The sequence below is a fragment of the Aquirufa beregesia genome (assembly GCF_011090385.1).
Classification (GTDB): Bacteria; Bacteroidota; Bacteroidia; order Cytophagales; family Spirosomataceae; genus Aquirufa; species Aquirufa beregesia.
The window spans coordinates 10,928-30,881 of sequence record NZ_SEWW01000013.1; the positions used below are offsets into that span (position 1 = coordinate 10,928).

The window sequence follows — 19,954 nt, forward strand, 5'->3', positions numbered from 1 at the left end:
GTTCTATGGTAGTAAAATCGACCACTCGAATTACATCCTTAAAGAAAAACAGTATTCCGCGTGAACGAAGAACTGCATATGTAGGAGATGCTACTCGATTGCGAATCACCGGGAGTGCTACGCAAATAGCTGGAACAGAACAGCAAATTACCATTACTGCATTGGATGCGTCTGATCATGTCGACTTAAATTATACAGGTGAAAGAAATTTAACTTTCACTGGAGCCAGTCAGGTTTATGAAGTCGATTCCACAGAACTCGTTTTGATAGGAGGATCAGCTCAAGTTGTGGCCGATTTACATCCTCAAATTTCTGGTTATAACTTTGAATCAGAAGTTTATGTGACATTTCTAAATGGGATAGCTACTGTGCCTATGGTACTTTATAAGGCTGAAATGGCTGAAATTTCGGTATTGGATTCCGAATTTTCCATTCAATCCAATCTGTCTGATCAATTGTCCGTTCAGGTATTGCATGCACCCATAGCTAAACTTAAGCTTCGAGTGAATCAATTGAACTATAATCGAATCCCCATATTTGGAAGAAATGAATTAAGTGTCGTAGATGATTATTATAATCCGATAATAGAATTTGATGCTTCTTTGACCCCCATTCAAATTCAATTAGCTAATTTACCTGGCACTTTTCTGCGATCAAATGATAGTAATATACTGAATCAAAGTACGGATTTTATTCACGGCGTGGCTGATTTAAGTCGATTGGGATTTACCTATAAAGGACGTGTTACGGCAATTGGTGGATTTGTGTCTACCTTAATTTCTAATCCAGACATTAGTCTATCTAAACCCATCGTATTTTATGGAGGAGATGCCATTAAATTTCAAATTAGGTTAGGTTCAAGTGCATCGGTCTCTAGAAATGCTGGACTTATATCCAATTTCACGATCAATTCCTTTGATCAAGATGGAAATAATGCCGTGTATTATCGTGGCATAAAATCCATTGTGTTTTCTGCGGATGCTCATCATTCGAATACTGGTTTAGTGCCTAAAATTGGGAATAAAGACATTGGCGAAGAGGTAAATGTCAACTTTAATAATGGATCAAGTAATGTCATTAGCTCTGTTTTTTACCTAGTGGAAGAATTTTATATCGCAGCTAGTGATGGTGTTGTAAACTCTCCTGAATTAAGCGATCAGTTAAAGATGAAAATTCTTGTTGCTAATACTTCAAAATTTAAAGTTGCCTTAAATAGCCCTCAAACCAGTGAAATCCCATTTGTAGGGACCAATACCTTAACTGCCTTGGATGCCTACGATAACATAGTCACGGGTTATAATGCCGCTTCATCGGGTAATGCGGTCACTGTCAGTACGACACTGGCAGGAAGCATATCGGGTTTGTCCAATGTTCACATATTAAATAAATCCACTGATTTTGTTTCAGGTAGGGCTAATTTAACAGATATAGGATTTACTTATATCGGAAATGAAGGTGTTGGATCATTCACTTTTAGAAAAGCTACGGGCAATATTTTTGTAGTAAGTACGCCAGTGACCATTTTATCGGGAGATCGAGATAAAGATGGATTATCGGATACCTATGAACAAGGTGGAGATTCCAATAATTTAATTCCAATAGATACGGACCAAGATGGAACGCCAGATTATTTGGATGTCGATTCAGATAATGATGGAATTCTTGATTCAGTCGAGGGGAAATCGGATTTGGATGTTGATCTAATACCCAGTTATCGTGATACCGATTCAGATAACGATGAAGTTTTGGATGTTCAGGAAGGAAATTCGGATCAAGATCAAGATAATCTTCCTAGGTATTTGGATGAAGATTCTGATAATGATGGGATATCCGATCGAATGGAATTAGATAATGATACGGATGGTGACGGAATTCCAAATTCTTTAGATGTCGATTCTGATAACGACGGTATTCCCGATCTCATGGAAACCAATCGAGATAGCGATGGAGACCGAATAGCTGATTATGAAGATTTAGATTCAGATAACGACGGAATCTTGGATGGAATCGAAGGACATGACGATCAGGATCATGATGGCATTCCTAATTTTTTAGATGCAGATTCAGACAACGATGGTATACTAGATGCTTGGGAAGCTGTCGATATCACAAGGGGAACCATTGATCAGAATTATGATGGTCAAGTAGATGTCGCAGGGACATTTTCTGATAGCAATGGAAATGGCTTAGGGGATATGTTGGAAATAGGTTTTGGCGGTAAGCCAGCCAATATTCCAGATACGGATCGAGATGGTATTCCTGACTTTTTGGATCTAGACTCAGATGGGGATAGCTTATTGGACCAACAGGAATTAACGGCTGATCCAGATGCAGATGGTATTCCCAATTACCGCGATTTAGATGCTGATGGAGACTGGCTAGGAGATCGTGATGAAAGAGATGAGGATAATGACCTAGATGGTAAAGCTAATTATTTGGATACCGATTCAGACGATGACGGAATACCTGATGCTTGGGAAGGGAAAAACAAATGTGCAACATGCCAATCCCTACAAGATGAAAAAGGAGATGGCTGGGATGACCGAGGGCAATATGTGGTTGTCATAGACACCGATAGAGACGGACAAGCAGATTATTTAGATGCAGATTCGGATAATGATACCCTTCCCGATCGAGTGGAGTTAGGGGCAGATTTCGATGGAGATGAACTTCCAAATTTCAGAGATGTGGATTCTGATAATGATCGAATTCCTGATACCATGGAAGCTGGGAATAAGGAAAAACCTAGAGATAGTGATGAGGATGGATTGGCAGATTTCGAAGATGCCGACGCTGATAATGATGGATTACCTGATGTCTTGGAAGTGGGACTAGATCCACTACATCCTGATGATTTTGATATAGATGGAATACCGAATTATATTGATCAAGATGCCGATGGTGATGGTATTTTGGATACTTGGGAATTAGGTAAAAATCCATTAATCCCAGTAGATACCGATGCTGATGGTCATCCAGATTACCTGGACCAAGATGCTGATGGTGATGGAATTACTGATGCAATTGAAAAAGGGAAAAGTTCAGATCCGCAAGATACAGATCAGGATGGTAGCCCCGATTTTCAGGATACAGATACCGATGGAGATAGCATTCCAGATAAGTTAGAAGCAGGAACGAACGCATTGAATCCTGTGGATACCGATACAGATGGTCAAGCTGATTTCTTGGATTTGGATTCAGATAATGACTCCATTGTAGACCAAATCGAAGTTGGACCTAATCCTCTTCAACCTGTTGATACCGACCAAGATGGCATAGCTGACTTTAGAGAAATTGATTCAGATGCTGATCGTATTCCAGATCAAATAGAACTGGGTGCAGATCTCAAAAATCCTATCGATACTGATGGTGATTTGAAACCAGATTATCAGGATATTGATTCAGATAACGATGGAATTCCCGATACTTTGGAGGTCGGATCTAAAAGTGAAAAGCCTCTAGATACGGATTTGGATGGAAGGGCAGATTATATGGATACAGATTCCGATGGGGATGGTATCAATGATTATTTAGAAGCCGGCCCATATTCTTTACAACCTTTAGATACGGATGCCGATAAGATTCCAAATTTTCAAGACTTGGATTCTGATGCAGATGGGATTTCAGATGCTCTAGAAGCGGGAATAAATCCCAGTATTCTCGCAGATTATGACAAAGATGGTATTCCCAATTACATGGATTTGGATTCGGATAATGATACCATCCCCGATAAAGCGGAGGCAAAACCCTTTATTGCAGGGCTTCCTGATACCGACCTAGATGGTCAAGCTGATTATGTCGATGTTGATACGGATAATGATAAAATTCTAGACCGTTTGGAGGTAGGAAAGGATGTTAATAACCCTGTCGACACAGACCAAGACGGATTAGCGGATTTTCGTGATTTGGATGCCGACGGTGACAGAATTCTAGATACTTTAGAGCTTGGAAAAAATCCATTGATTCCTGTAGATACAGATGGAGACGGAATGCCAGATTTTGTCGATATAGATTCGGATAACAATGGCATTCAAGATACGGAGGAAGTAGGACCAGATCCAAGCCATCCTCTAGACACTGATGCCGATGGAATTTATAATTTTTTAGACCCCGATGATGATGGAGATGGTTTGGCAGATAAATTAGAAAATGACTTAAATTTTGGAGCATTGCCTGATTGTGATCATGATGGAATCCCCAATCAAATGGATGCTGATCGTTGTGATACTTACTTGACCAATGGATTTTCTCCTAATGGAGATGGCGTCAATGATTTATTTGCGATTCCTGGAATTATGTCATTACCCAATCATCACCTGAGTATTTTTAACCGATGGGGAAATTTGGTATATGAAACAGATAATTATAAAAACGATTGGGATGGGAAAGTGATAGAATCCAACCCTTTATTCGTTGAAGACGGCCGCTTAGTGGATGGAATTTATTTTTATGTGATTGATTTTCATGGACTTATTCCTAATATTTCATCCTTTCTATTTGTAAATAGATTAATAAAAAACTAACAATAGGGTTAGAAGAAAGTCAGGTGTTTTAACACCTACTTTCTTGATTGACAGAGTGTAAAAAAGTCGGATCAAATTTTGATTCGACTTTTTTTGTTGACTTTAATTGGATTTTTTATGGGTTCATTTTAAAACGAGAACAAAAAATTAATTCATAGAATATATATTTCAGGTATATTTTTAGTAACTAGTTTATCAATTCCTTGTGTTCAAACAGTCTAGGAAAAAAATGGACTGTTGATCTTAATTTATAAACTGATTCCTTGTATGTTGTGTTCTAAAGCTGTTGTATTTCAGCAGGAGAAATCCTTTGCTAGTAAATCGGGTGTTACACATTTCCAATACCTTTCATTTTTTTTAGGACTGTTCCTAGCTTTACTTTTGTTGCCATGGCAAAGTCAGGCTTCAGAAAGAATGGCTGCTGCGGTTAAATATAAAATTACAGGTTCAGGGACACAGACAGCAGGTGTTTCTCAAACGATTACGATTACTGCGGTAGATGGAGGGGGGCTGACAGATAATACTTATGCGGGAATTTATGATTTAATATTTTCAGGAGCCAATAATTCTACTTTAGGGGACACTCCTAAGGTTAATTCAACTGCTTTTGGTACCAGTACGAGCCTTACTTTTACAAATGGTGTGGCCACCGCCTCTTTGAATTTATTTCGTGCAGAAACAGCCACCATTCAGGTTTCAGATGGAACGCTGTCTTCTACTGGAGCTGATGGATTAAGTGTGGTGGTTGGCTTTGGGTCTTTGGGGCGATTTGATCAGACCTTGTCCAACCCAGATCAAATTGTCGATAAAAATTTTACAGGTACTTATACCGTTACAGCACAAGATACTTATGCTAATGTCATCACGAACTTTAATGCCGCAGCAACACCTTTGACCATCATTGGAAACAATAATTATGCAGCAGGTACATTTACCCTGGGATATGGTGGAAATACCTTAAATAGAGTCACGGATTTTGTTAATGGAGTGGCTGATTTGCAAGCTATTGGAATTAAATATTCTGGTACTACCAATGCTTCCGGAAATATTTTAATTCGAAATGCAGATTTATCAGTCATTGGTGCAATTCCTGCTAACATTCGGGGAGGAAATGCTGTAAAATTTACCATTACTGGGACTACTTCTAGAACGGCTGGTACTAGTTCATCTATTACGGTGAATGCGCTTGATACGTATGGAAATAATTCAAATGAGTATGCAGGCATCAAATCCTTATTGTTCTCTGGAGCCAGCACGGCTATTGCCGGCAACGTTCCTCGTGTATCTACTTTCAATTTTGGAACAAATACTAATTTGACATTCTCAGGAGGTACAGTGACCACCAATATGACTTTATTTAAAGTGGAAACACCTACTATTTCTGTTACTGATGGAACAATTAGTTCTACTGGGTCTGGGAATTTAACGGTAACAGTTAATTCTGGAACCTTAAATAAATTGGAAGTACTGATTAGTAATCCACAGCAAAGTGAAAGAACATTTTCTGGTATCAATACCCTAACAGCTCAAGACCTATATAGCAATACGGTTACTTCTTTCAATGCCGCAACCAATAATGTAACAGCTACAACTTCTTTGTCAGGAAGTATATCTGGATTATCAGGAGGAAATAAATTATCCTCTGCTTCAGATTTTGTCAACGGTGTGGCTAATTTGACAGCCTTAGGTATGATCTACCTAGGTGCAGAAGGTTCAGGTACATTTACTTTTAGAGCAAATACAGGCCCTACGGGTACAAGTCAAATCATTGAAACAGCTTTTGCCGATGATGATGGTGATGGGATTCCTAATTCGATGGAATGCTTTGGAACATCTTCTTTGTTAGGTACCTGTGCCGATTTTGATGGGGATGGACGTATGAATTCCAAAGATACCGATTCAGATAATGACGGTATAAACGATTCCATAGAAAGAAATATCGATACGGATGGCGATCGACAAGCCAATTATTTGGATATCGATTCAGACAATGATGGTATCCCAGATGCCATAGAAGGAGAACAAGACACGGATGGAGATGGAATCCCCAATTATATTGACTCCGATTCTGATGGCGATGGATTGATGGATGTTTGGGAGGCTAGCGATAATGCCCGAGGGAATGTAGATCAAAATTATGATGGGAAAATGGATATTAATGGAGTCTTTACCGATATTAATGGCAATGGGTTAGCCGATATTTTGGAGACAGCATTTGGCGGCAAAGCTTTGCCATTACCTGATACAGACCGCGATGGGAAAAAAGATTATTTGGACACGGATTCTGATAACGATGGAATTTCAGATCGAAGCGAAGGAACAGCTGACCCAGATAAAGATTCATTTCCTAATTACAGAGACTTGGATTCGGATGGAGATTGGTTAGGTGATCAAGATGAAAGAAATGTGGATAATGATGAGGATGGTGTCGCCAATTATTTGGATGCAGATTCTGATGGAGACACTATTCCTGATGCTTGGGAAGGAAAGAATAAATGTGCCACTTGTACTACGTTAAAAGATGATCAAAGTGATGGTTGGGATGATCGAGGTCAATATGTGCTAGTGATTGACACGGATAAGGATGGTAGTTCTGATTTTTTAGACTTAGATTCTGATAATGATTGTATCCTAGATGCGGTGGAATTGGGAGCGGATATAGACGGAGATGAGTTACCTAATTTTAGGGATTTAGATTCGGATAATGATGGTATGTGGGATAGTGTAGAAGCTATTTCTTGTTCAAAACCTATGGATACAGATAAGGATGGGAAGGCAGATTTTGAAGATATGGATTCAGATAATGATTTGATTTCGGATAAAATAGAGGCAGGCCCTAGTCCAGCCAAACCTTTGGATTCAGATGCTGATGGAATAGCTGATTTTCAAGATTCGGATAGCGATGGTGATGGATTAACAGATACTGTGGAGGCAGGAAAAGATGTTACTAATCCTTTAGATACAGATGGTGACGGAATCATGGATTTTAGGGATACCGATTCAGATAATGACTCCATATTAGATAAAATTGAAATAGGAGCCAATACGACAAAACCTTTGGATTCAGATAGTGATGGCATCTTAGATCATTTGGATCTAGATTCAGACAATGATACTATTTCGGATAAATTGGAAGCAGGAATTGACCCTTCTATTCCTGTGGATACGGATTTGGACGGAAAACGAGATTATGTGGATACCGATTCTGACTCGGATACCATTCCTGATCAAGTAGAAGTAGGAACAGATGTGACGAAACCCCTAGATTCAGATGGGGATGGGATATGGGATTTTAGAGATACGGATTCCGACAATGACGGGATTTCGGATACCTTGGAAGCAGGTCAAAATCCGAACAAACCTGTGGATTCAGATGGAGATAATAAAGCCGATTTCATTGATTTAGATTCTGATAATGATAGCATTGTAGATAAAATAGAAGCAGGCTCTAATCCGGCTAAACCAATGGATTCCGACAGAGATGGTAAAGCCGACTATTGGGATACAGATGCAGACAACGATGGCTTATTAGATTCTTTGGAAGTTGGAATTGATAGTAACAATCCCCTTGATACGGATAAGGATGGCTTAGCCAATTACCGAGATGCCGATTCAGACAATGATGGTATGTTGGACAAATTGGAGGGTGGAGCCGATTTGTCGAAACCCCTTGATACAGATAAAGACGGCTTGGCGGATTATATCGACTTGGATTCGGATAATGATACCATAATCGATCACTGGGAAGCTGGGGCTGATTTTACTCGCCCGGTTGATACCGATCGAGATACTTTGCCCGATTATCGAGATACGGATTCCGACAATGATTTGATTCCTGACAAGATTGAAGCGGGTCCAGATCCGGCCAAACCAATGGATTCGGATCGAGATGGAATTCTTGATTATCAAGATGTAGATTCTGATAATAATGGATTGCTAGATGCCACTGAATTAGGTCCAGATAGCAATAATCCTTTGGATACCGATAAAAATGGTATACCGGATTACCGAGATGTAGATAATGACGGGGATGGCATCATTGATATCCTAGAATTGGATATCAATTACGGAGGTTTAGAGGATTGTGATCAAGATGGTATTAGTAATATGCAGGATAAAGATGTTTGTGAGCCATTTGCTCCTCAGGGGATTTCACCCAATGGAGATGGGAAGAATGACAAATTGATTATTCCTGGTTTATTAAGTTTGCCAAAACACCATATCACAGTATTTAATAGGGCAGGGTCTATCATTTTTGAATCTGATAATTATAAAAATGATTGGGGAGGAGAATTGAATTATGTCAGCGGGCAGTCAAATAGTGGCCCCTTTGTTCCCGACGGAGTCTATTATTATATCGTTGATTTTGCTGGTTTGAAACCAGCTATTCAATCCTATTTGTATGTTAATAGACTGAACTTAAAGTAATCAAATAAAAAGGGAGCTAGATTGAACTGCTCCCTTTTTATTTTCTCCCAAAATCGATTATCAATTTCTTGGACAATTTAATTGAAATCTCAATCGTTAAACGGCTGATTAAACCTGTTTCCGCAACGCTGTCAGGGTTCCAAACCCTGACAGCGTTAGGAGTTTCGCCAATTTCTCACGTGAATACACGGTTTAATCCTGGCGTTTAGAAGGTTAACTCCTCCATTTTCACTTCAGGATTCATCATATACGTGATTAAAGTACCATCATTTAATACTTCTCCCACACGGTAGCCTTTATACGGAGTTCCCCAATTCCCTCCAATATGGGAATCAAATAAAAACGGGGTATTATTCATCATTTTTACCCCATCTTGATCATGCTCATGTCCATGAAATGTGGCCTTCACGTTGGGGTAGTTTTTTAACAAATCAAAAAACTCAGGATGGTCAATGCCATGCTTGGTCCATTTGGCCTGTGGGATATGCAAAAACAATAAGACTTGCTTTTGCTTTTTATACGCCTCTAATTGCTCTTTCAACCAAGTTAAATCAGGACAGAGGTACTTGCCTTGCTCATTGGATGTATCTCCCAACAAGATTCCCACTTTTTTATGTACCACCTGATGATTCAGGGGAGTCCCCCAAATGTCCTTCCAGTATTCAGGACTCACTAAATCATGATTGCCTCGGGTGACATAATAAGGCATCTTTAGCCCATCAATTTTTTGTTTCGCCTTAGACATCCAGGACTTATCATCGTGAACGATATCTCCATTCATGACACAAAAATCCAGAGGATTTTCTGAGTGGAACTGGTTAATCTGCGCAATGGCCTTGTCCAACATTTCTTCAAAAGCTGTGTTAGGCTGACCATAATGGATGTCAGAGGCAACGATAAAACGCAATTTTACTTTCTTGCGAAAAGCCTCGACTTCAGCAGGACTTAATGCCTTGACTTGTCCAGAAAGGAGAAATATGGAGGCAAAAGAAACTTGTTGAATGAAACTTCTTCTGCTCAGGGATAGATGTTCTTTTTTTGACATAGAGGTTTAGATTGAGGACCTAATTTATCTTTTTTTAGCTAAAATATAGTCCTGACCATAGAATCTTAATCCTTTCTTAATAAAAAAATAGAAGCTTATTCCTGCTTCAATTATCGGATTTCCCTAATTCTTAATGCCAAATAGGGCTTTTCTGGCAATCGGATTTTCTTCCAATCTTTGTCGTAAAAGCGATAATCATTGTCTTTTCCTGTCTCAAATATCTCTGGCAAAGTCTGTATCGTCATACCATAGGTATCAATGACATCTACCCGAAAACGAGTTCCTGCTGTCAATTTACCAAAGGATCCATTGTTGATTGGCAAATTAAACATCCAGTATTCTTGCATTTGTTTGCCAAAATAGACTAAATAATTGCCCTTGCCACCCGAAGAGGTAATATTGTCACGAGACACATCCGACAAACTCATGGGCCCGGGCCCTTCTTCCAAGATTTGCCTTAAAAAAGCTACTCTTTTCCAACTGTCCCCGACAAATCGTCCACCCTTGGCCCAAAATATGGTGTCTCGATGATCCTTGAACATATAGGATTCTCCATGGGTCACGTAGGTGCCTCCCATGACCCCGTTCCATATCAAATGAGTCATGGTTTCTGGACTGTAACGGCCCCAGCGCGACTTAAGATTACCTTCATAGCCAACTTCGTCCAAAACTACGGGCTTATGATAGACATTTCGCAACATGGCGGCTGAATTGGGACTTTGTACGGGCGATTCATCTTGAACGCTCACGTGGGTAAATTCAGGTTTCCAATAGTCGTAATAGGTGGCAGTAGCTCCATGAATGGAACATAAATGGCGGTATGGGTCAGAATTGACTACTGTTTTCGTCAATTCATCCCAATCGGCCACTGTTTTTGATTTCACATAATCCCATTCATTGGCCATGGACCACCACACGTTTCTAAAGGATGAGATGCGAGCCAATAGATACCGAATATAGCGAATGTTGACTTCTTTGGGCATGGCATCAAATCCCCATCGTCCTTTGTCGTAGGGATGAAAAAGTATCAAATCCGCTTCGATTCCCATGCTTTGCAAAGCATCAATTTGTTTTTCTAATTGCCGAAAAAATACGGGATTAAACTGAGTATAATCCCAAACTTTCACTTCATTTCCTTGGGCATCCCGTTTGGTTTCTTGTAGGACAAAAGGATAAAGACTAGGTTCTTCTTTAACCAAATCATAGTTTTTGGGAAAAATGCACATCCTGATTTTGTTGAACCCTGATTTTTGTAAGGAGGTCAACGTCAATTGCTGCAATTCCGTACCCATGTGGTTCCAAGCATAAGCAGTGGTTCCAAAGGGATAATATACTTTGCCATCGGCATAGCTAAAATGTAGAGAACTTTGTGTACCTACCAAACCGTGATTTTGAGCAGAAGGGGTAATGCACTCCAATGTCCCAGTTTTTTGGGCTAATCCGGGTACATTGCTTTGGGTGGTATATTTCCATGTTCCCAATCGGGTAGGCATGAATCGAAGTTTGAAGTTTTGATGACCATCATAAAAACCAGAAACGGTCAGCGTTGTATCTCGATGAACAAATATGGCCTTGAATTCCACATCTTGATATCCATTTCCTTGAAATGCGGCATGATAGGATAATTCTATACGATTCCAGCGTTCTATTTTCTCTTGAGCTAATAGTCCAAATGAAAGGCTAAAAAGAAAGCTAATACCTAAAAGAAATGATTTTTTCATCAACTGGATTGTACCTTTATCCCATTTATAAATTACAACCTATAATTTATAATTTCATTGTGGCCCCAGCGGGAATCGAACCCACATCTAACGTTTAGGAAACGTCTATTCTATCCGTTGAACTATGGCGCCAAAATTAGGCTTGCAAATTAATCATTTTAGAACAAAAATCTTGATAATATTTGATGAGGTGCTTCCTAATCTTGTAGCTTTGATTCATCTTTTACCAGGGCAAAAACCTATCTCTATGAAAATCTCTCCATCCAATCAAATATTTTTCCTAAACGTTTGATGTGCCGGGGTCGCGTTCGACTCGATTCCCGCTGGGGCCACAATGAAATTATAAATTATAGGTTATAATTTATAAATGGGGAATGTTTCATTTCTTTATTCAAAGCAATTTAATTTCCTAAACGTTTGATGTGCCGGGGTCGCGTTCGACTCGATTCCCGCTGGGGCCACAATGAAATTATAAATTATAGGTTATAATTTATAAATGGGGAATGGTCAATTTTACATTCTACATTGCATAGTTAATCCCAACGAAAGATTGGAACGAAGCTTGAGCGAAGCGGCAGGCGGATATTTGACATGCGTATAGGCCATGTGCGAAAGCGTCAAAGATTAAAGCCGTAAGCGGAGAGACAATCGGTTCCGCGGAGCGGAATTCGTCTTAGGATTAACCGTATTTCTTCTGTTTTTTTTGTTTCTTTTTTTATGAAAAAAAAGAAAGACCAAAGAAAGTATTAGTAAAAAAATGCAGTTAGTAAATGAATCATTAAACTATTCAATTTTACGGAACATCATTTCCCAAGGCATTTCTTTTTTTGAAAAAAAAGAAACAAAAAAACTTCATTTTTTGTCGCCCAGCCAAGGCGAATTCCGCTTCGCGGAACCGTGATACACTCCGCTATCGCCTATATTTTTGACGCCGACCCGCATCGCCTATGCTGAGGTCAAAACCCCGTCTACCGCTGCGTTCATCACATTTCGCTGGAGCCGAACGACGGTATCCACTTTCGAAACAATTCTACATTCTACATTGCAAGGTTAATCCAACGAAAGATTGGAACGAAGCTTGAGCGAAGCGGCAGGCGGAAAGGAAATGGTAAATGATGAATGGATCATTCTACATTCTAAACACTAATACCTAAAAACTAAGCCCTATTTAGAAGGTTAATCCCAACGAAAGATTGGAACGAAGCTTGAGCGAAGCGGCAGGCGGATATTTGACCCTGCGCATAGGCCATGTGCGAAAGCGTCAAAGATTAAAGCCGTAAGCGGAGAGACAATCGGTTCCGCGGAGCGGAATTCATCTTAGGATTAACCGTATTTCTTCTGTTTTTTTTGTTTCTTTTTTTATAAAAAAAAAGAAAATCCTAAGAACGTTTTAATCCAAAAATGTCATTGAAATAAAGAAAACTGAATATTAACCCATTTATAATTCACCATTTCCCATTTCATCATTTCCCAAGGCATTTCTTTTTTTGAAAAAAAAGAAACAAAAAAACTTCATTTTTGTCGCCCAGCCAAGGCGAATTCCGATTTGCGGAACCGTGATACACTCCGCTAGCGCCTATATTTTTGACGCCGACCCGCATCGTCCATGCTGAGGTCAAAACCCCGTCTACCGCTGCGTTCATCACATTTCGCTGGAGCTGAACGACGGTATTCACTTTCGAAAAAATTCTACATTCTACATTGCAAGGTTAATCCCAACGAAAGATTGGTAAGTAGCTTTTTTGATTTATCTTTTTACCGCAAAATTCTTGCTTATATTTGAATGCTTAGTACCTGATTTTTGTTTTATTATTTTACAATTTATTCTACATTTTTCATTGTCATGAAACACACCTATCCCATATCCGGAATGACTTGTCAAGGCTGCCGGAGCCACGTTGAAAAAGCACTGAATACCGTTGAAGGGGCAGTGGCTACCGTCAACCTCGAAAAAGCAGAAGCGACCATCGAGATGGAGCATCATATCCCCACCGAGGTCTTTGAAAAAGCGCTGAAAGCCAGTGGGGGCAATTACCACATCGGGCAAAGTCCCCAACCTATGTTGGCTAAACCTAAACCTGTCGCCATTCAAGGGGCTTTGTACTATTGCCCCATGCATTGTGAAGGAGATAAAACCTACGATAAACCCGGTTCTTGCCCTGTTTGTGGTATGGATTTAGTCGCTCAAGCGGGCAGCACAGAGGATGAAAATAGTACCTATCAAAAGCTACTGTTCAAACTAAAAATAGCTATCGCTTTCACCTTACCCATTTTCATCATTTCCATGACGGACATGATTCCTGGGAATTCTTTGTTCCAATGGGCTACCATGACGACTTGGAATTGGGTGGAATTAGTCTTGTCAATCCCTGTGGTCTTTTATGCCACATGGATGTTCTTTGAACGTGCTTGGCAATCCTTGATAAGTCGGCATTTTAATATGTTTACGCTGATAGGTATTGGAGCTGGAGCGGCCTGGTTATTTTCGATGATTGCGTTGTTTTTTCCTTCTATTTTTCCGCATCAGTTTCACTCCCACCACGGAACGGTCTATGTGTATTTTGAAGCGGCTACCGTGATTTTAACCTTAGTGCTTTTGGGACAAGTCCTTGAGGCCCGCGCCCATGGCAAGACCAATGCCGCCATTCGGGAATTATTGAAATTAGTGCCAAACGAGGCGACTCTTTTGCGGGATGGCAAGGAAATGATTGTGTCAATTGACCAAATACAAAAACTTGATTTGATACGGGTAAAACCTGGCGAGAAGATTCCGGTCGACGGGCATATTCAGGAAGGACATGCCTCCATTGATGAGTCCATGATTTCTGGAGAGCCGATACCTGTCGACAAGCAAGTAGGAGATATCGTACGGGCAGGTTCCATCAATGGGAATACCAGTTTTGTCTTACAAACAGATAAGGTGGGAGCGGAAACATTATTGGCACAAATCATCGATTTGGTTCATCAGGCTAGTAGTTCCAAAGCACCTATCCAAAAAATGGCAGATACTATTTCTTCTTATTTTGTGCCTGCAGTGGTACTTTCTTCGTTGCTTACTTTTATAGCTTGGGCTCTGTTGGCCGATGAAAATGCCTATACTTTTGCCTTTGTCAATGCCATTGCGGTCTTGATTATCGCTTGTCCATGTGCGCTGGGACTGGCCACACCGATGTCGGTGATGGTTGGAGTAGGGAAGGGGGCTCAAAACGGGATTTTGATTAAGAATGCAGAGGCTTTGGAGAAATTGGCAGAGGTGAATGTGGTGATTATTGACAAGACAGGTACCGTGACAGAAGGGAAACCTTCCTTGGAGAAAATGTTGGTCAGTTCGGAAGAGATTATCGAAAAAGATGTTTGGCAGAAAATCCTTTCTCTGAATATTTTGAGCGAGCATCCATTGGCCAAAGCTAGTGTGGTTTTTGCCAAGAATTTAGGGATTAGTCCTGTCCAAGTAAACCAATTTGAAGCTATTTTGGGCAAAGGAGTTTTGGGGCAAATAGCAGGAAAGACCTATGCCATTGGTAATCAAAAACTGATGGAAGAGCGAGGTATCAATATTCCTGTAGATTTGTTTAAGCAAGTGTTGGCGGAGCAAAAACAGGGCAAAACAATATCTTATTTTGCAGATGAAAAAGAGGCGCAAGTAGCCTTGGTGATTAGTGATAAAATCAAAGAGTCGAGTCAACAAGCCATCCTAGACTTGCAGTCTGAAGGATTACAAGTGATTATGCTAACGGGCGACAACCAAGAAACAGCGGATTTAGTAGGTAAGAAATTGGGTTTGGATGCGTGGAAAGCCCAGATGTTGCCACAGTCTAAACTGGATGAAATAGTGCGCTTACAGGCCGAAGGTAAAAAAGTAGCTATGGCAGGAGATGGAATCAATGACGCCCCGGCTTTATCTCAGGCAGATATTGGCATAGCTATGGGTACAGGCACCGATGTAGCCATAGAAAGTGCCGAAATAACTTTAATCAAGGGAGATTTACGGGATATTGCTAAGGCCAGAAAACTAAGTCAGATGGTCATCCGAAACATCAAAGAAAACTTATTCTTTGCCTTGGGTTACAATGTACTGGGTATCCCCATTGCCGCAGGAGTCTTGTATCCATTCTTTGGCATGCTTTTATCCCCAATGCTCGCCGCCCTAGCCATGAGCTTCAGCTCCGTGTCAGTGATTTCGAATTCCTTGAGGTTGAGGGGGAAAGCGTTATAATGTAGAATGTAGAATTTTTTTAAAATGATTTCTAAATTGTTATTGTCTGACATTTTCCAAAGTTCTGCATAACTATGGATCAATGATTTTAGTTGAATATTCGGTGCAACTTTTGAAATTGAACATTTGTTTACAACAATAATCCTAATTTAAATTACAGAACAAACCTTCCCCGTTTTTTATATTGAGCCTGTTTAATGATGATTTAAGTGAATTTGAACTTTGCTTGACAAGGAGTTATATGCTCGAAAACTAGATGATGAAGGAGATTAGTGTGGAATGGGTAGATTAGGTAAAAGGGTGGTATAAATAAGTATATGATACACCTTTTTGTTTCCGAACACCTCTAGGACAAAATATAATGAAAGTCAATAAGACATATAGAAGTTTATTGGATAAATCTATAAACTCTATGTTATCTGCTATAGAGATTTATAATAAGCCGAATTTTTTCTATCGTGAAGAAACTTTCGCAATATTAGCAATAAATGCTTGGGAGTTAATATTAAAAGCATTTCTTCTTAAAAAGTGCCGTTATAAGATTGACAATCTTTATATCAAGGAATCTATTTTAAAATTGAACGGTGAAAAATCAATTAGAAAAAAAACAAAACTAAATAGAGCAAAAAACCCAATGACTATTGGACTTTTTGATGTAATAAAAAAAATTGAAGAAAAAGGAACTCCAATAAGTGAAAACTTAAAAAATAGTATTGAGGCATTAGTAGAGTTAAGAGACAATGCTATTCATTTTCATAATGAAAAGGAAATCTCTAAGGAATTACAAGAACTTGGTTTTGCTTGTATTAAGAATTATATGAACATTATAAAATATTGGAAAATAGAAATTGACTTATGTAATTATAATTTTTATTTGATGCCACTTGCATATGTTGATTCTAAAGTTGAAGCAAGTTCAATTACAACAGAAGCAGTCCAAAAATATATTGACTTTGTAAAGAATAAAGTAAATGAGACAACTGATGATGAATACACAATTGCAATTTCTATTGAAATTCAATTTACTAAATCAAATAGTTTTGATTCAATAGGAGTTAAATATGCACAAGACGGAATTCCAATTACAATTTCAGAGGAAGATATTAGAATAAAGTTTCCTATGGACACAAAAAAACTTATAGAAACAGCAAAAGAAAGATTCTCTGATTTTAAGCAAGATAAAAAATTTAATACTTTAATGAAAATAATAAAGTCAAATGACAAGTTGTGTTATATTAGACAATTAGATCCCGAGAATCCGAAGTCTAATAAAAAACCCTATTATAGCACTAACATTTTACAAGAGCTAGACAAAAATTACACAAAGAAAAATAGAACGACAAACACATATTCACATCAACATTTGTCGTAAAAATTGCCACCTTCACCAATCCTAAAAACGGTATAAATAATTCAAAACCTTAAAATATGTTTGAGAATTTAATAGAGAGAATAAATCAAGGTTTATGGCAAAGAACACTTGCCTTTTTTACACTTTGGTTTGCGGTTTATAGTGTAATTTGGACAATCCTTGAGCCATTAAATCTTGAAATCGTTACGTGTAAGAGAGATATTTGGAGAATGCTCTTTGTTGGAAGTACATTTATTTTTAATGTATGTATTTATTTTATGCTTTTCTTTAGAAAAAAACTTGAAATCATAGGCTTGGATACTGGAGATACAAATATATTGAATACTGTAATTTCTATAGGGAAGCCAAAACTTAATCAAGAAAATGACGGATTTCAAGGAAGAGTTTTGAATATAAAGGCAGATTATGATACTGAACCTTTGGATTGGAATATTAAAGCAAGTGCTCTCAAAGCAAGTCGGTTATCCATTACATACAAAGCAGAACCAAGACTTATATTTTATGCTAGAATAAGTGTACTTAGTAAAAATAAAACAAGTACAAAGGAAAAATGGCTTCGCTTTGAACCTAATATCTCATTACCTCAATCGCTAGCAGATGACGAAGAAATGGGAGTACCAGTGGTTGCCATTAATAATTACGGTTTGCTTCGTTTAAATATTTATTTACCCAAAATTGTTCAGGATGCATACAGTGCTCATGGTTGGCAATATGATAAGGTTTTAACGATTAGAGCAAGAGGCTCTGGAATAATTAAAAATATCGTTTTAAAATAGCATTAAATACTATTTAAGTTTTCTAGATGGTTGCAAATTAATGTGGATTCAAAATTTCAATATGTAATTCACCTATTAAGAATGAACATTATTTCGAGGGGAAGTCTCTTATATGCATTTTTAAACGCTCCTTTTTGACACCAAAGAAAATATAAATAAGTGCCCAAGTTGGAGTTTTAAGAAATTATCTACAAGTAGAAGTACAGAAAAAAATGGCACCACTTCTAAAAGTGTGTCAGTAGAAAATAGTGTTGGTTTTGGCCTTCTATATTTTTTTTACATTTAAATACTTATTAAGATGGGAATGGATACAAAGATTCATTAATCGATGCTTTCTTAAAGCAATTGAAGACTGAAGATGAATTCTAGGCTTTTCTGCGAGATATTCATAAGCGAGGCTTGGAGAAGAATGTAAGCTTCAACAATTCATGTACTTCCCTGATTAGAGTTGACCGGTTTCTAATAATTTTTCATTGTTAAAAATAGTAAATCTTGGTTTTGAAAAGAACTTATTATTATTCCAACTTTCTTCAAAACTTACAGGGCTTAATTTTCCATTATTATTATGTGGTCTTTTGTTATTGTATTGATAAACTGCTTTATCAACACACTTTTTTAATTGTTCATAATTTTTAGGTTTCCAGTGGTCTAAGTATTCCTCTTTAATGGTTCTATTTATTCGTTCAGCATATGCATTGTCTTGAGCAGAAATAGCCATAGAGATTTTACATTTATTAGCTTTTAATAACTATATATATGGCTTATAAATATATTGAGCTCCTCTGTCAGAATGATGTATTTTGGGTGCTTTATTGTTTTTTAAAGCCATTTCCATTGCTTTAACATTTGCATCAGCTCTCATACTATTTGAAAGTTGATGTCCCACTATTTTTTTGGTGTAAACATCAATGATAAAGACTGCGTAATAGAACTTCTCTTCCTGCTTCACATAAATATATGTGATATCAGATTGCCAAATAATTGACGGCGCCATTACTTCCATTCCTTTTATCAAATTCGAATAATGAACAGATGCAGGATAAGTTGTCCGTTTATAATTCTTTTTTGTTTTCAATCTAAAACCTAAATCCATAAAGACATCGATAAATCTATCTCTACCAATGAAATCAGGTTTTAGTGTATGATACATCTTTTCAACCCCACAACCAGGATGTTCCTTTCTTAACTCCTCAGCTTCAACTAAAAGCAATTGAATAGATTTATCATATGTTAATTGTCTTTTAGCATATTGATTTACCGCTTGCTTACTAATCCCAATTTCTTGATAAAGCTGATTTAAAGAAAATTTTATTTTTCCTTGATTGTCTCGAAACCAGTCGATTGTGAGGTGTTGAAGTTTTTTTTGATATCAACTTTTAATTCAAGCTTGGCAATATCAATCATCTTTTCAAGATAATCAATCTTAATTTGCTTCTGACCGATCGTCTGTTCTAACTGTTTGACTTTCAGCTCAAGGTCCTTTAATTTTGACATACTACTTGCCTTATGTTCTATAACTCGATAACCCTTTTGGTTAAAGGTAGAAAATTTATAAATCCAATTGTAGATGGTTGGATTAGAAATCTTATATAATTTCTCTAACTGGGGAACACTAAACTTCCCAGACTCAAACATACTCACGATTTCTCTTTTAAATGTTTCCGAGTAACAACGAGTTTTCCTGATTTGATGTAAATTCGCTTTCATATATTTTGACTTTTGTGGTCAACATATATCAGGGACGTACTGTCCCGTCCTGAAAAAAGTAGACAGTTACAAACTGAATACTTATGCTTAAAATTAAGAGGATTTATCGTTACAGTGAGAGTTTCAAACAACAAGTATTAGAAGAACTATCACAAGGTATTTATAG

10 protein-coding genes and 1 tRNA gene are annotated in these 19,954 nt (G+C 38.1%); 5 read left to right on the forward strand and 6 right to left on the reverse strand.

What is annotated here, in order from left to right:
- The first annotated feature begins 5 nt into the window (after positions 1 to 5).
- Together EWU23_RS13530 and EWU23_RS13535 are read left to right on the forward strand one after the other, a co-directional pair.
- Complete coding sequence (locus tag EWU23_RS13530; protein ID WP_205753187.1) at positions 6 to 4,523, forward strand: T9SS type B sorting domain-containing protein; 4,518 nt, start codon at positions 6 to 8, stop codon at positions 4,521 to 4,523.
- 267 nt (positions 4,524 to 4,790) lie between these two features.
- Positions 4,791 to 8,951 (forward strand): T9SS type B sorting domain-containing protein, encoded by a 4,161-nt coding sequence (locus EWU23_RS13535; protein ID WP_166233115.1) that lies wholly within the window; start codon positions 4,791 to 4,793, stop codon positions 8,949 to 8,951.
- A gap of 205 nt (positions 8,952 to 9,156) precedes the next feature.
- Here EWU23_RS13535 and EWU23_RS13540 read toward each other — a convergent pair whose 3' ends face one another.
- The 3 genes from EWU23_RS13540 to EWU23_RS13550 all read right to left on the reverse strand — a co-directional run bounded on the left by EWU23_RS13540 (position 9,157) and on the right by EWU23_RS13550 (position 11,849).
- Positions 9,157 to 9,996 carry a metallophosphoesterase family protein gene (locus EWU23_RS13540; protein ID WP_166233117.1) on the reverse strand — a complete coding sequence of 280 codons (840 nt, stop codon included), beginning with the start codon at positions 9,994 to 9,996 and terminating at the stop codon, positions 9,157 to 9,159.
- Between the two features lie 110 nt (positions 9,997 to 10,106).
- The gene (locus EWU23_RS13545; protein WP_166233119.1) at positions 10,107 to 11,717 is read right to left on the reverse strand and encodes a DUF5060 domain-containing protein; all 1,611 of its coding nucleotides are present in this window, start codon (positions 11,715 to 11,717) and stop codon (positions 10,107 to 10,109) included.
- Positions 11,718 to 11,777: 60 nt separating this feature from the next.
- Positions 11,778 to 11,849 (reverse strand) — tRNA-Arg (locus tag EWU23_RS13550).
- 1,711 nt (positions 11,850 to 13,560) lie between these two features.
- On the opposite strand from EWU23_RS13550, the gene EWU23_RS13555 reads away from it, so the two are divergent.
- The 3 genes from EWU23_RS13555 (at position 13,561) to EWU23_RS13565 (ending at position 18,081) form a co-directional block, all read left to right on the forward strand.
- Positions 13,561 to 15,933, forward strand: coding sequence for a heavy metal translocating P-type ATPase (locus EWU23_RS13555; RefSeq protein WP_166233120.1), 2,373 nt, complete (start codon positions 13,561 to 13,563; stop codon positions 15,931 to 15,933).
- A 361-nt stretch (positions 15,934 to 16,294) separates the two neighbouring features.
- Positions 16,295 to 17,305 carry a DUF3644 domain-containing protein gene (locus tag EWU23_RS13560; protein WP_166233122.1) on the forward strand — a complete coding sequence of 337 codons (1,011 nt, stop codon included), beginning with the start codon at positions 16,295 to 16,297 and terminating at the stop codon, positions 17,303 to 17,305.
- 56 nt (positions 17,306 to 17,361) lie between these two features.
- On the forward strand, positions 17,362 to 18,081 hold the full coding sequence (locus EWU23_RS13565) for a hypothetical protein (RefSeq protein ID WP_166233124.1): 720 nt from the start codon (positions 17,362 to 17,364) through the stop codon (positions 18,079 to 18,081).
- Positions 18,082 to 18,523: 442 nt separating this feature from the next.
- On the opposite strand, the gene EWU23_RS13570 is transcribed toward EWU23_RS13565, so the two are convergent.
- The 3 genes from EWU23_RS13570 to EWU23_RS13580 form a co-directional block, all read right to left on the reverse strand.
- Positions 18,524 to 18,799, reverse strand: coding sequence for an integrase core domain-containing protein (locus EWU23_RS13570; protein ID WP_166233126.1), 276 nt, complete (start codon positions 18,797 to 18,799; stop codon positions 18,524 to 18,526).
- A gap of 30 nt (positions 18,800 to 18,829) precedes the next feature.
- Positions 18,830 to 19,291 (reverse strand): DDE-type integrase/transposase/recombinase, encoded by a 462-nt coding sequence (locus tag EWU23_RS13575; protein WP_166233128.1) that lies wholly within the window; start codon positions 19,289 to 19,291, stop codon positions 18,830 to 18,832.
- Between the two features lie 98 nt (positions 19,292 to 19,389).
- Entirely contained in the window at positions 19,390 to 19,788 is a 399-nt protein-coding gene (locus EWU23_RS13580) for a transposase (RefSeq protein ID WP_166233131.1), read from the reverse strand.
- Positions 19,789 to 19,954: the final 166 nt, after the last annotated feature.